The organism is Brachybacterium hainanense (genome assembly GCF_042434575.1).
Taxonomy (GTDB): Bacteria; Actinomycetota; Actinomycetes; order Actinomycetales; family Dermabacteraceae; genus Brachybacterium; species Brachybacterium hainanense.
On sequence record NZ_JBHLSV010000007.1, the window covers coordinates 83,490 to 95,562 of the forward strand.

General features: G+C 72.2%; 14 protein-coding genes. 9 read left to right on the forward strand and 5 right to left on the reverse strand.

Annotated elements, in window-relative coordinates:
• Positions 1 to 87: 87 nt before the first annotated feature.
• A complete protein-coding gene (locus ACFFF6_RS07865) occupies positions 88 to 1,431 on the reverse strand; it encodes an acyltransferase family protein (protein ID WP_376979785.1) in 1,344 nt (447 codons plus the stop codon).
• Between the two features lie 79 nt (positions 1,432 to 1,510).
• Here ACFFF6_RS07865 and ACFFF6_RS07870 point away from each other — a divergent pair, with 79 nt between their 5' ends.
• The 4 genes from ACFFF6_RS07870 to ACFFF6_RS07885 all read left to right on the forward strand — a co-directional run bounded on the left by ACFFF6_RS07870 (position 1,511) and on the right by ACFFF6_RS07885 (position 5,468).
• Positions 1,511 to 2,152 carry a GntR family transcriptional regulator gene (locus ACFFF6_RS07870; RefSeq protein WP_376979787.1) on the forward strand — a complete coding sequence of 214 codons (642 nt, stop codon included), beginning with the start codon at positions 1,511 to 1,513 and terminating at the stop codon, positions 2,150 to 2,152.
• A gap of 101 nt (positions 2,153 to 2,253) precedes the next feature.
• Positions 2,254 to 3,444 (forward strand): amidohydrolase family protein, encoded by a 1,191-nt coding sequence (locus ACFFF6_RS07875; RefSeq protein ID WP_376979788.1) that lies wholly within the window; start codon positions 2,254 to 2,256, stop codon positions 3,442 to 3,444.
• Positions 3,445 to 3,465: 21 nt separating this feature from the next.
• Positions 3,466 to 4,206, forward strand: coding sequence for an ankyrin repeat domain-containing protein (locus tag ACFFF6_RS07880; RefSeq protein ID WP_376979790.1), 741 nt, complete (start codon positions 3,466 to 3,468; stop codon positions 4,204 to 4,206).
• Entirely contained in the window at positions 4,203 to 5,468 is a 1,266-nt protein-coding gene (locus ACFFF6_RS07885) for an MFS transporter (protein WP_376979792.1), read from the forward strand. Before ACFFF6_RS07880 ends, ACFFF6_RS07885 begins: the two co-directional genes overlap by 4 nt.
• A gap of 32 nt (positions 5,469 to 5,500) precedes the next feature.
• Here ACFFF6_RS07885 and ACFFF6_RS07890 read toward each other — a convergent pair whose 3' ends face one another.
• Genes ACFFF6_RS07890 through ACFFF6_RS07905 form a run of 4 tightly spaced genes read right to left on the reverse strand, consistent with a single transcriptional unit; the run spans position 5,501 to position 8,120 of the window.
• The gene (locus ACFFF6_RS07890; protein ID WP_376979794.1) at positions 5,501 to 5,854 is read right to left on the reverse strand and encodes a histone-like nucleoid-structuring protein Lsr2; all 354 of its coding nucleotides are present in this window, start codon (positions 5,852 to 5,854) and stop codon (positions 5,501 to 5,503) included.
• Positions 5,855 to 5,886: 32 nt separating this feature from the next.
• Positions 5,887 to 6,303 (reverse strand): MmcQ/YjbR family DNA-binding protein, encoded by a 417-nt coding sequence (locus ACFFF6_RS07895; protein ID WP_376979796.1) that lies wholly within the window; start codon positions 6,301 to 6,303, stop codon positions 5,887 to 5,889.
• A 9-nt stretch (positions 6,304 to 6,312) separates the two neighbouring features.
• Positions 6,313 to 7,443: a sensor histidine kinase gene (locus tag ACFFF6_RS07900; RefSeq protein ID WP_376979805.1), complete on the reverse strand. Its 1,131-nt coding sequence runs from the start codon at positions 7,441 to 7,443 to the stop codon at positions 6,313 to 6,315.
• Positions 7,443 to 8,120 carry a response regulator transcription factor gene (locus ACFFF6_RS07905; protein ID WP_376979807.1) on the reverse strand — a complete coding sequence of 226 codons (678 nt, stop codon included), beginning with the start codon at positions 8,118 to 8,120 and terminating at the stop codon, positions 7,443 to 7,445. The genes ACFFF6_RS07900 and ACFFF6_RS07905 overlap by 1 nt, the downstream gene beginning before the upstream one ends.
• Positions 8,121 to 8,206: 86 nt before the next feature.
• Here ACFFF6_RS07905 and ACFFF6_RS07910 point away from each other — a divergent pair, with 86 nt between their 5' ends.
• From ACFFF6_RS07910 to ulaA, 5 genes are all read left to right on the forward strand, one after another.
• Positions 8,207 to 8,833, forward strand: coding sequence for a M15 family metallopeptidase (locus ACFFF6_RS07910; protein WP_376979809.1), 627 nt, complete (start codon positions 8,207 to 8,209; stop codon positions 8,831 to 8,833).
• Positions 8,834 to 8,987: 154 nt separating this feature from the next.
• Positions 8,988 to 9,734 (forward strand): GntR family transcriptional regulator, encoded by a 747-nt coding sequence (locus tag ACFFF6_RS07915; protein WP_376979811.1) that lies wholly within the window; start codon positions 8,988 to 8,990, stop codon positions 9,732 to 9,734.
• A 25-nt stretch (positions 9,735 to 9,759) separates the two neighbouring features.
• The gene (locus tag ACFFF6_RS07920) at positions 9,760 to 10,206 is read left to right on the forward strand and encodes a PTS sugar transporter subunit IIA (protein ID WP_376979813.1); all 447 of its coding nucleotides are present in this window, start codon (positions 9,760 to 9,762) and stop codon (positions 10,204 to 10,206) included.
• A gap of 91 nt (positions 10,207 to 10,297) precedes the next feature.
• A complete protein-coding gene (locus ACFFF6_RS07925; protein ID WP_376979814.1) occupies positions 10,298 to 10,588 on the forward strand; it encodes a PTS sugar transporter subunit IIB in 291 nt (96 codons plus the stop codon).
• Between the two features lie 42 nt (positions 10,589 to 10,630).
• Complete coding sequence (gene ulaA / locus ACFFF6_RS07930) at positions 10,631 to 12,028, forward strand: PTS ascorbate transporter subunit IIC (protein WP_376979815.1); 1,398 nt, start codon at positions 10,631 to 10,633, stop codon at positions 12,026 to 12,028.
• The last annotated feature ends 45 nt before the right edge of the window (positions 12,029 to 12,073 follow it).

Consider the following 12,073-nt stretch of genomic DNA (forward strand, 5'->3'; position numbering starts at 1 on the left):
GCTCCGGGGAGGCCGGTGCCCACCCGTCGCCGCTCCGGACCGGCTCGCCGTTGCCCGCTTCCTGCCCGGTGCGCCGCTGCCCGCCGGTCAGGCGGTCGGGACTGCCCGGGACCGGCGCGGGCGCAGGAGGAGGCTCGCGAGCCCGGCGAGGGTCAGCAGCGGCCAGGCCCACTGCAGGCCGCCCGGGCCGACCATGCCCGCGTCGGCCATGATGGCGAGGCCCGCACAGATCGCGATCGCCGCGGCGAGGGACTGGGCGAGCGGCGCATCCGGGCGCGGATCCGGTCGCGGCGACTCGACGCGGCCGACGGCGAGGACCATCATCCCGGTCAGGATCAGCAGCGCCAGGCACCACAGCGGGCGCGTCGCCCACCAGATCCCGCTCAGCGGCTCCGGCAGCAGCACCCGCGCGTCCAGCGCGAGCAGCAGATGCGCGAGCCCCACCAGGGCCGTCAGGTGCCACAGGAACCAGCTCATGATCCGCTGGTTCACGAGGACCGTCACGAACCACACCCGCGGACGCCGCAGCCACGCCGCGAGCGGACGTTCGAGGAGCAGCACGATCCCCGCCTGGGCCATGCCGAGGAACGCCATGGTCACGCGCGTCGGGCTCGAGTTGGAGATCTCGTCCGTGCCCGCCGTGATCATCGAGACCGGATACGGGCCCGGACCCACGAGCACGCCGAGGCCCAGCAGCCCGACGCCCACCAGGGTGAGCCGGCGCCACGGCCCCGACAGGCGCCCGTCCAGCCAGGCGACGCCGACCTGGTGGAAGCTCGCCCACACCAGCAGATAGTTCGGATAGCCCAGCAGGGGAGCGTCGGCGACGATGCTCACCGCGTCGACGGCGCCGGCAAGGACGATCCCAGCGAGGATCGAGAACCAGCCCAGCCGCTCCCAGAGCACGAAGCAGGCGGGAGCCACGAGGATCACCAGCAGATATGCGGCCAGGAACCAGGTGGGCACGAGCGCCATCTGCGTGGCCAGCTGCAGGGTCGCCTCGGGCGCCCCGGCGGCGAGGCCGATGGCGCTGATCCCGAGCCAGGCCAGCAGCAGCGGGATCAGGGGGAGCCCCAGGCGCCGCAGGCGCGCCCGCAGCCAGGGTGCGTAGCCGAGGCCCTTGCGGCGCGCGGATCGCCAGGACAGGGCGTTGGAGTAGCCGCCGACCAGGAAGAAGATCGGCATCACCTGGAAGATCCAGGTCAGCGGATGCGTCCAGGACGCTCGGTCCAGCACCCCATGGGGCTGGATCCCGCCATCGGCGCTGACGGCGATGATCGTCCAGTGGCCGAGCACGACGACCGTGATCGCAGCGGCGCGTAGCAGGTCCACGACCCGGTTGCGGCTGTCCGGGGTCGCGGCATCGACCTGCTCGGCGCGGCTGAGCTCCCGCGGAGCGTCGCCGCCGCCCTTCGCAATCGTCCCGCCCATGGGTCCCCTTCCGGTCGCGGCGGGGCTCGCCGCCGCCTGCGGTCAGAGTAGCCGGGAGCGGACCTGCGAGGATGGTCCCATGGCCAACTCCGCCGACTCCGCTCCTGAATCCGATCGCCTCATCGGCCATCTACGCGACCAGATCCTCGACGGGGAGCGTGCGCCCGGCAGCCGCCTCGTCGAACGCGAGCTCGCCGAGGAGCTCGGCGTGAGCCGGGTCCCGGTGCGGGAGGCGCTCAAGGCCCTCGCCGCCGAGGGGCTCGTGACGCTGCGCCCGCGCACCTGGGCCGTCGTGCGGGAGTTCACCGCGCAGGACATCGCCGAGTTCACGGAGGTCCGCGAGGCCTTCGAGACCCTCGCCTTCCGTCTGGCCGCCCAGCGCCGCACCGAGGAGGGGCTCGCCCGGCTGCGGGCCGTCGTGGACCGCGAGCTCGCGGCCGCCCGTGCGGGCGACGGGGTCCGGGCCCGCCGTGCGGCCGCGGACTTCCACGAGTGCATCATCGAGATCGCCGGGAACGGGATGCTGGGGGAGATCGGACAGCTCATGGGCAGCCGCATGCGGTGGTTCATGTCGCAGCACGATGATCTGCTCGGGACCGCAGGGCAGCACGCGGAGCTCTGCGAGGCGGTCGCCGCGCAGGACCGGGAGGAGGTGGCTCGCCTCGCGTCCGCGCATCTGCGCGCGAGCGAGGAGCAGCGCAGGTCGAGGCACGGCCTCTGAGCGGTCCCCGACGCCGGGGCCCGCGCTCGGGGGCAGGCCGAGGCGGCGCGAGGGAGGAGGCGGGAATGACAGCCGCGGAATCTTTGGTATACCATTTCGGCATGACTGAGAAGATCCTCCGCAATGTGCGTCCCTGGGGCGCGGACGCCGTCGACGTCGTCATCGACGGATCGACCATCACCGAGCTGCGCCCGACCGGCTCCGAGATCCCGGCGGGAGCCGAGGTCATCGACGGACACGGCCACCTCGCGATCCCCGGCTTCGTCAACGCCCACGCCCACGCCGACAAGTCCTGGTGGGGCCATCCCTGGGTCTCCTACGGCGGCGAGGCCACCACCCAGGGCCGCATCGCCCACGAGCGGGCCGAGCGCGCCAAGTACGACATCCCCAGCCCCGAGGCGACCGAGCTGGTGCTGCGCGAGTTCCTGCGTCACGGCACCACCGCCACCCGCAGCCACGTCGACGTCGATCTGGGTGTCGGCCTGGACGGCATCCATTCCCTGCATGAGGCCGCCGCCCGCCTGGACGGCGCCGTCCAGGTCGAGGTCGTCGCGTTCCCGCAGGACGGCGTGATCCGCCGCGACGGCGTCCTCGACCTGCTGGACAAGGCGGCCGCGGAGGGCGCCGAGAACATCGGCGGCCTGGACCCGTGCCTGATCGACCGCGACCCGGTCGCGCAGCTCGACGGGCTGTTCCGCATCGCCGAGAAGCACGGCTGCGGCATCGACATCCATCTCCACGCCGGCGGTGACCTGGGCGCCTTCGAGTACGACCTCATCATCGACCGGGTGCGCCGGACGGGCCTCGTCGGCAAGGTCAACATCGCCCATGGCTTCGCGCTCGGCGACATGGCCGGTGCCCGTCAGGAGCAGCTGCTCGAGGACTTCGCCGAGCTCGGCATCTCCTGGAGCACCGTCGCCCCGGTGAAGTCCTCCCCGCTGCCGTGGACGCGGATGCGCGAGCTCGGCATCGGCCTGGGCATGGGCACCGACGGCGTGCGCGACCTGTGGTCGCCCTACGGCGACGGCGACATCCTCCGCGTCGCCCTCGACTTCGCGCGCATCCACCGTGTGCGCTACGACGAGGACTTCGTGGAGGTCGGGAAGCTCGCCACCAGCTCCGCCGCGTCGTACGTGCATCGCGAGGTGCACGACATCGCCGCCGGCGCCCGGGCGGACATCGTCCTGATCGATGCCCAGAACGTGCCGGACGCGATCGTCCGCGCTCCGCGGCGCGAGCTCGTGATCGCCAACGGCCGCGTCGTCGCCCGGGCCGGCGACGTCGTCATCTGATCGGCCCGGCATCACGCACCGATGAGCGCGACCCGTCGCGCGCTGCTCCTCAGCGCACTGGCGCTCCCCCTGGCCGCCTGCACCGCAGGCGGCCAGGACCGCGAGGGCGCCTCCCCGGCGCCGCAGGACACGACAGACAGGACAGGAACCGCGATGAGCACCGACGCCCCGACCACAGCCCTCCTCGACGCCGCCCGGACCGGCGAGACCGAGGCCGCCCGGGCCGCCCTGGCCGACGGTGCCGATCTCGACGGCCGCGACGGCGACGGCCGCACCGCGCTGCTGCTGGCCACCCGCGCCGACCACGTCGAGCTCGCCCTGCTCCTGCTGGAGGACGGCGCGGATCCCGATGCGAAGGACGACATCCAGGACTCGGCGTTCCTGTACGCCGGGGCCGAGGGCAGGGACGAGATCCTCTCCGCCGCCATCGCCCACGGCGCGGACGTCCGCAGCACCAACCGCTACGGCGGCACCGCGCTGATCCCCGCGAGCGAGCACGGCCACACCAGCACCGTCGCGATCCTCCTCGAGGCCGGGGTCCCCGTCGACCACGTCAACAACCTCGGCTGGACCGCCCTGCACGAGGCGATCGTCCTCGGCGACGGCGGCCCCGACCAGGTCGAGACGGTCCGCCTGCTGCTGGCGGGCGGTGCGGATCCGAGCATTCCCGACGGGAACGGGACCTCGCCCCGGGATCTCGCCGCCCAGCGCGGCTTCGACGAGATCGTCGCCCTGCTCGAGGACGCCGAGGACCGCGCGTGAGCGGAGCCCCCGTGGCGCGTCCCGGATTCGGGGCGGCGCTGTCGTCCCTGCGCGGGAACCGTCCCTTCCAGCTGCTGTGGTTCTCGAACCTGTTCTTCTTCGGCGGCGTGTGGACGCAGACCCTCGTGCTGGGCTGGCTCGCCTATGAGCTCACCGGCTCCGAGTTCCTCGTCGCCCTCTACACGGCTGCTCGGCTCGCCCCGCTGCTGCTGGGCCCGTTCGCCGGGGTCCTCGCCGATGCGATCGATCGGGTCCGGCTGCTCCTGCTGGCCTGCGGGTGGGCGACCGCCGCCGTCGCGATCGTCGCCCTGCTCGCGAGCACGGGGCACCTCAGCTATGCCGCGCTCGTGATCGGCGGTCTCGCGATCGGCCTCGCGCAGTCGCCGTCGCAGCCCGCGCGAGCCGCCCTCGTGCTCGAGCTCGTGGGCCGGCGTAACCTGTCCAACGCCAATGCGCTGAACTCGATCGCCATGAACATGACCCAGGTGATCGGTCCCGCGCTCGGCGGCGGGATGATCGCCGTGCTCGGAGCGCCGGCCGCGATCTGGATCTCGACGCTGTGGTACCTGGTCTCCTTCGCGCTGCTGCTCCCGCTGCGTCGTGGACGATCGGCGCAGACCGCACCCCGCCAGGGCGCCTCCGTCCTGCGGATGGTCACGAGCGGGATCGGAAGCATCCTCGCGAACCGGCTGGCGCTCGCGGTTCTGCTCGTGACGCTCGCCGCGAACACCCTGCTCTGGCCGATCTTCCAGAGCTTCATGCCGGTCTTCGCCGATTCCCAGCTGGGTCTGGACGCGGCAGGGCTCGGCGCCCTGCTCACCTGCGCGGGGCTCGGCGGTCTTGTGGGCTCCTTCATCATCGCCGGGCTCGGGGACTTCCGGGGCAAGGGAGCGATGTTCGTGCTCGGCACCCTGGCCTGGGCGCTGGCCTGGGCGGCCTTCGCCCTCACGGAGAAGATCGGCCCGGCCTTCGTCCTGATGGCTCTGATCGGCCTGTTCAGCGCGGCCTTCGGCGTGCTGCAGACGACCCTGCTGCTGATGACGACCGAGCCGGAGATCCATGGACGCGCCCTCGGCGTGCAGGAACTCGCGATCGGGATCATGCCCGTGTCCGCGCTCGTGCTGGGGCAGGTCGCCGAGCACGTCGGCGTGGGAGCGACCACCTTCGGCGCCGCCCTGCTCATGGCGGCCTTCCTCGTGGTGCTCATGCTCAGGGTCCCGGGCCTCCTGCGCTTCGGCATCCGCGGCGACGCCGAGGGGTGAGCTCGGCGCGCCCGGAGGGCGTCATCCAGCGCTCAGTGCGCCCGATGGTACGCGTCCTCGACGGTCTGCGGGATCCGTCCGCGGTCGCCGACCTCGTAGCCGTGGGATCGGGCCCACCTGCGAATCGCTCGCAGCTGCTCGGGGTCCCGGCGTCCGCGGCGCGAGGGATCCGTCGGCGCGGGCTCCTCGCCGCGCTCCCGCAGCGCCCGGGCGGGGACGCGCCGCGCCCCGGAGAGCCAGGAGGCCATCCCCGCCCGCATCGCCGCAGCGTTGCTCGCGCTCAGGTCGATCTCGTAGCCCACCCCGTCCAGGGAGAACATGACCGTCTCCGTCGCGGGAGTGCCGTCGAGGTCGTCCACGAGCTCGACAGTGGTGCGTCGCGCCATCGGGCACGTCCTTCCATGGAGGGGAGGCCAGTCTACGAGCGGGAGGGCCCGCGGGCGAGTCGTGCGGCGACGACGCGCGCGAACTCCTCCGGATCCACCGGCCGCGCCCGCCGCGGCAGCTTCTCCAGCACCAGCAGGTAGGACTCGGTGACGAGGTCGTCGACGAGCTCGCCGTCCAGGTCCTCCCCGCCGCGCAGCGTGATCCAGTGCCGCTTGTCCATGTGGTACCCCGGGGCGATCGAGGCGAAGGCGCGACGCAGCGCGACCCCGTCGGCGGGCCGGGCCTTGAGATTGACCAGCGGGACGCCCCGCAGCGCGGTCGTCAGCAGGAAGACTCTTCCGCTGACCTTGTACACCTCCCAGCCCTCGCCGAAGGGGTGGGTCAGCTGTGCGCCGGGCAGCTCCTGCGCCCGATCGACCGCACGTTCCACCAGCGCCGTTCCGTCCATGACGGGAATCTATCGCGGACCCGCCCCCGCGGATCCGACGCCCGCGGCCAGCGGCAGCACGATCTCCACGCGCAGCCCGCCGCCCGCCCGGGAGCGGAGGGCCAGCGCGCCGCCGTGCGCCTCCACGATGCTGCGCACGATGGCGAGGCCGAGCCCCGCATGGGCCCCGGCCCCGGGGTCCGCATGGGTGCGCCCCGCCCCGCGGACGAAGGGCTCGGTCAGCTGGGAGAGGATCGCCTCGTCCAGGACGGCGCCGGTGCTCTCGACCTGCAGCAGCGCCCGGGAGCCGTCGGCCCGGAGCCGCACCTGCACCTCGCCGTCGGCCGGGAGGTTGTGCACGATCCCGTTGTGCACCAGGTTCACCACGAGCTGGGCGAGCAGCTCCGGGTTCCCGTCCACGAGGACGGGCGCGGCGTCCGTCCGCACGGTGACGCCTCGGGCCTCGGCACGGACCAGCAGCGTCTCGGCCGCGTCCTCCACGGCGAGGGACAGATCCGTCGGCTCCGTCCGGAGCGCTGTGCTCTCGACCCGGCTGAGCAGCAGCAGGGACTCGGCGAGCGCGCTCGCCCGGGCCGTGGTGGCCTCGAGCCGGGCCAGCAGCGCGGGCACGTCGGCCGCAGGGTCCTGGCGGGCGACCTCGAGCAGCGCCCGTGCCGTGGCGAGCGGCGTGCGCAGCTCGTGGGAGGCGTTCGCGGCGAAGCGGCTCTGCTCCCCGACATGCGTCTCGACGCGCTCCAGCATCGCGTCGAAGGCGTCCGCCAGCTCCCGGAACTCGTCCCGCGGGCCGGGAAGCGCGATCCGATGGGCGAGCGAGCCCGCGTCGGCAAGACGGACGGCTCCGGTGATCCGCCGCAGAGGTGCGAGCATCCGACCGGCCAGGAACCAGCCGCCGACGAGGCCCAGGACGAGAAGGAACGCCATCGCCCACAGGGCGCGCGGGATGAACGCCCGCTGGAGGTCCCCGCGGTTCGGGACATGCGGGCCCGCGGTGATGATGGTCCCGTCGGGGACGTAGCGCAGCAGGAAGACCCAGACGACGGCGAGCAGGAGTGCTCCGGCGAGGAGCAGGAACCCGGCGTAGCTGAGGGTCAGGCGCAGCCGTACGCTGAGCCCGCGGCGCCGCGGCAGGAGCGCGGGCATCAGGGCTCCGCGTCCTCGGGCGCCTGGATCCGGTATCCGGATCCGGGGACCGTCGCGATCACCCACGGCCGGCCGAGGCGCTTCCGCAGCGCGGAGACGGTGATCCGCACCGCATTCGTGAACGGGTCCGCGTTCTCGTCCCAGGCCCGGGCGAGCAGGTCCTCGGCGCTCACGATCCCGCCGCCGGCGGACACCAGCACCTCGAGCACCGCGAACTGCTTGCGCGTCAGGGCCACGTAACGTCCCTCCCGGAACACCTCGCGGCGGAACGGGTCCAGTCGCAGCCCCGCGATCTCGAGCACCGGCGGCCGATGCTGCTCCGCCCGCCGGGCGAGGGCGCGCAGGCGCAGTACGAGCTCCTGCATCGCGAAGGGCTTGGTCAGGTAGTCGTCCGCCCCCAGCTCGAAGCCCGTCGCCTTGTCATCCAGGTGGGACGCGGCGGTCAGCATCAGCACGAGCGGTCCTGTCCCGCGCGCGACGATGCTCCGGGCGACCTCGTCCCCGTTCGGTCCCGGGACGTCCCGGTCCAGCACGGCGACGTCATAGTCGTGGAGGTCCAGCAGCTCGAGGGCGGCGCCTCCGTCCGGGGCGATGTCCGCCGCGATGGCCGCGAGCCTCAGCCCGTCGCGGATCGCCTCGGCCAGGAGCGGCTCGTCCTCCAGGATCAGAACTCGCATGGGCGAAGCCTACGGGGAGCCGCATATCGTCCGCGTATGCGATCTCGCATACGGCGGTGCAACACGGGGCGTCCTGGGATGAGGGCATGACCCACCGCCACCCGGCCCACTCCTCCGCTTCCCGCCGCAGCGCCCCCGGGCGCTCGCCGATCCTTCCGCTGATCGCGGCTGCCGGGCTCCTCCTGCTCGCCCTCACCGCTCTTGGGACCTTCGCCTCCGGGACCCCGGAGCAGGGCGGCGCCGCGGCGGGCTCCACCGGACGCGACGGAGGACGGATCCGGGCGGGGGAGGACGTCTCCGTCTTCGACGTGGACCACCCTGCCGTCGCCGGTCTGGACCCGGACCTCCGCGATGCGGTGCAGCGCGCCGCGGCGGATGCGGAGAACGAGGGCACGGTCTTCCACGTCACGAGCGGCTGGCGCTCGCCGGCCTACCAGCAGCACCTGCTGGACAGGGCGGTCGCCGAGCGCGGCTCCGCCCAGGAGGCGGCGCGGTGGGTCGCCTCCCCGGAGACGTCGGCGCACGTCGCCGGGGACGCGATCGACATCGGAGGCGTCCAGGCGCAGGACTGGATCGCTCGCCGCGGTGCGGGATACGGGCTGTGCCGTGTCTACGAGAACGAGCCGTGGCATGTGGAGCTTCGGCCCGAGGCCGCGCGCTCCGGATGCCCGCAGCCCTTCCGCGACCCGACGGAGGACCCCCGCCTGCGGTGATGGGCCCCGAGCCGTGACCTGCGGCGCGGGTCACAGCCGCAGGGGGTTCCCGGAGGGCGGATCCTGCGTATGATCACTCGATATAACAAGTTGTCTTGTCGGGTGCATGGCGCGCTCGGCTCGCAGCATCGAGGCCGTGCAGGGAGGTGCGCGCATGTCGACGACTGCTGGGCGCGCTGCCGTACCCAAGTACCAGCGGGTGCGCGAGGCCCTCCGCGCCGACGTCGTGCACGCCGCCGCAGGGACGCTCATCGCCTCCGAGCACGAGCTGTGCGCCCTCCACGGCGTCAGCCGCATCACCGTGCGGCGAGCGATCGACGATCTGATCCGGGATGGGCTCCTCACCCGGCTCCACGGGCGCGGGACCGTGGTGGCCGGAGCCGCCCCCGTCTCCGCGGCCGAGCGGCTCGACCTGCGGGGCTTCCACCGGCAGAAGACCGACGAGGGGCATCGCGTGACCTCGAAGGTCATCGCCCAGGGGTTCGTCCTCGCCTCCCCGGAGATCGCCCGCGCCCTCGCCCTCGATCCGGGGAGCCAGCTCGTGCGCATCGACCGCGTGCGTTCGCTGGACGGCACGATCGACCATCTCGCCCGCACCTGGATGGACGGCGACCGCTTCGCCGATCTCGTCGACCAGGACTTCTCCGACCAGTCCCTCTACGGGTACCTCGAGGTCTGCCACGGGCTGACCATGAGCCGCAGCGACATCACCGTGGGCCTGCGCCGGCCCTCCGGCGACGAGGCCGCGCACCTGGGCATCGGATCCGAGGACCTGCGCCTGGCGACCCGGACCACGACCTTCGACCCCTCCGGGGCGCCCCGCGTCCACGGGATCACCCTCTACGCAGGGGAGGCGGCACAGGCGCAGTTCACCGCCGTCGCCCCGCACAACCCCCGCTGAGAAGCCGGGAGAACCAGGAGACATCATGCTCGACGACGTGCTCACCGACGACCGCATCCAGTTCGCGCAGCGCACCACCTGGCGAGAGGCCGTCACCCTCGCCGCGGCCCCGCTGCTCGCCGACGGCTCCGTCCGCGCGGAGTACGTGGAGCAGATCCTCGAGAACATCGCCGCTCCCGGCGGCACCTACATGGACCTCGGATTCGGGATCGCCCTCGCGCATGCCCGGCCCGAAGCGGGCGTCGATGCGACCGCGCTCGCGCTGCTCGTGCTCGAGGAGCCGGTCGCGCTCGCCGATGATCCCGCGCACCAGGACTCGCTCGTCTTCGTCCTGGCGGCCACCGATGGCGAGGCGCACCGCGGACTCATGGCGCAGCTCGCCACGCTGCTGATCGACGCCGAGGCCCGTACCCGGCTCACCCGTGCCCGGAGCCACGCCGAGGTCAGGGCGGCGATCGCCCCTGCCCGCTGAAGCCCGGTTCGCCGGCTCCGGACCATCTCCCGCAGGACGCCGACCGGTGTCCCGCTCCCGCAGAACCCCCCTCAGAACACAGGAGAGAACCATGAAGTTCATGGCCATGTGCAGCTCCGGCCTCGGCAGCTCCTTCCTCGTCCACATGAACATCGAGAGCGCGCTGAAGACCGTCGGCGCGAGCGGTGTCGAGGTCGATCACGCCGACCTCGGCTCCGCCTCGCCCTCGGACGCCGACGTCTTCTTCGTCGGCAAGGACCTCGAGAACTCGGTGACCGAGTTCGGGAACGTCGTCATCCTCGACTCGATCATCGACCAGGACGAGCTCGTCGAGAAGGTCCGCCAGGCCTGCGCCGATCACGGGATCCCGACCTCCGCCTGATCCCGCGCGCCCCTGCCTTTCACCGTCGAAAGAGAAACTCGAATGAATGCATTCCTGGACATCCTCGTCCAGATCCTGTCCCAGCCCTCCATCCTCGTCGCGCTCATCGCGCTGGTCGGCCTCCTGCTGCAGCGCAAGGCGGCCGCGGATCTCATGAAGGGGACCGTGAAGACCTTCGTGGGCTTCCTCGTGCTCTCCGCGGGAGCCGGAGTCGTCGTGGCGAGCCTCGACCCCTTCGGGCGCATGTTCTCGGAGGTGTTCGGGGTCCAGGGCGTCGTGCCGAACAACGAGGCCATCGTCGGCCCGGTCCTCCAGGAGTACGGAACCGTCGCCGCGCTGATCTTCTTCTTCGGCATGATCCTGAACGTCGTGCTGGCACGGATCACGCGGTTCAAGTACATCTACCTCTCGGGACACGTGGCGCTCTACCAGTCTGCGATGATCGCCGTCATCCTCATGGTCGCGGGCTTCAGCGCCGTCGAGGCCGTGATCTGGGGATCGATCGCCGAGGCGGTGATCACGACGGTCTCCCCGGCCGTGGTCCAGCCCTTCATGCGGAAGGTGACCGGCAACGACAAGGTCGCCCTCGGACACACGGGCGGCTTCGGCATCGCCCTGTCGGGCCTGGTCGCCAAGGTCACCGGCGGCGACCCCGAGAAGTCCACGGAGAAGCTCAACGTCCCGAAGTCCCTCGGCTTCGTGCGCGACTCGACGATCGTGGTCGCCCTCTCGATGGGGCTGATCTTCGTGGTCGTCGCGCTCGTCGCGGGTCCCGCCTATGTCCAGGCGGAGATCTCGGACGGACAGAACTACCTGCTGTGGGCCGTCATGTCCGCCGGGCAGTTCGCGGCGGGCGTGTTCATCATCCTCGCGGGCGTGCGCGTGATCCTCGCCGAGATCGTCCCGGCCTTCAAGGGCATCTCCGAGAAGCTGGTCCCGAACGCGAAGCCGGCCCTGGACGTGCCGATCACCTTCACCTTCGCCCCGAACGCCGTCATGGTCGGATTCTTCTCCTCGCTGATCGCGGGCATCGCGGGCATGGCCGTCATGGGATTCGCGGGCACGGCGGTCATCATCCCCGGCATCGTCGCCCACTTCATGACGGGCGGTGCGTCCGGCGTCATCGGCAACGCGGTCGGCGGGCGTCGCGGGGCCGTCCTCGGCTCCTTCGCCAACGGCCTGCTCATCACCATCGTCCCGCTGCTGCTGCTGCCGGTGCTCGGGGAGATCGGCACCGCGAACTCGACGTTCGGGGACTCCGACTACGGGATCATCGGCCTCTACCTGGGCTGGCTCGGCATGGGCGGCGGCAAGGGCCTGATCGTCGGGGGCATCGTGGTCGCGGTGGCCGCCGTCCTCGCGGCGAGCCTGATCGGCGGACGTCTCCAGGCGCGTCGGGAGACGTCCGCCGCACGCGCGGCCGATCACGCCTCGGCCTGATCCCCGCGATGTCATGGCGCCGGCCATGGAGAGCCCGTCCCCGCC

Bases quoted from the DNA above. Each gene is read 5' to 3' on its own strand.
- ACFFF6_RS07880 (WP_376979790.1), top strand. From the start codon at position 3,466: ATGAGCGCGACCCGTCGCGCGCTGCTCCTCAGCGCACTGGCGCTCCCC.
- ACFFF6_RS07900 (WP_376979805.1), bottom strand. From the start codon at position 7,443: ATGCCCGCGCTCCTGCCGCGGCGCCGCGGGCTCAGCGTACGGCTGCGC.
- ACFFF6_RS07905 (WP_376979807.1), bottom strand. From the start codon at position 8,120: ATGCGAGTTCTGATCCTGGAGGACGAGCCGCTCCTGGCCGAGGCGATC.
- ACFFF6_RS07915 (WP_376979811.1), top strand. From the start codon at position 8,988: ATGTCGACGACTGCTGGGCGCGCTGCCGTACCCAAGTACCAGCGGGTG.
- ACFFF6_RS07875 (WP_376979788.1), top strand. From the start codon at position 2,254: ATGACTGAGAAGATCCTCCGCAATGTGCGTCCCTGGGGCGCGGACGCC.
- ACFFF6_RS07925 (WP_376979814.1), top strand. From the start codon at position 10,298: ATGAAGTTCATGGCCATGTGCAGCTCCGGCCTCGGCAGCTCCTTCCTC.
- ACFFF6_RS07895 (WP_376979796.1), bottom strand. From the start codon at position 6,303: ATGGACGGAACGGCGCTGGTGGAACGTGCGGTCGATCGGGCGCAGGAG.
- ACFFF6_RS07865 (WP_376979785.1), bottom strand. From the start codon at position 1,431: ATGGGCGGGACGATTGCGAAGGGCGGCGGCGACGCTCCGCGGGAGCTC.
- ACFFF6_RS07870 (WP_376979787.1), top strand. From the start codon at position 1,511: ATGGCCAACTCCGCCGACTCCGCTCCTGAATCCGATCGCCTCATCGGC.
- ACFFF6_RS07890 (WP_376979794.1), bottom strand. From the start codon at position 5,854: ATGGCGCGACGCACCACTGTCGAGCTCGTGGACGACCTCGACGGCACT.
- ulaA (WP_376979815.1), top strand. From the start codon at position 10,631: ATGAATGCATTCCTGGACATCCTCGTCCAGATCCTGTCCCAGCCCTCC.
- ACFFF6_RS07910 (WP_376979809.1), top strand. From the start codon at position 8,207: ATGACCCACCGCCACCCGGCCCACTCCTCCGCTTCCCGCCGCAGCGCC.
- ACFFF6_RS07920 (WP_376979813.1), top strand. From the start codon at position 9,760: ATGCTCGACGACGTGCTCACCGACGACCGCATCCAGTTCGCGCAGCGC.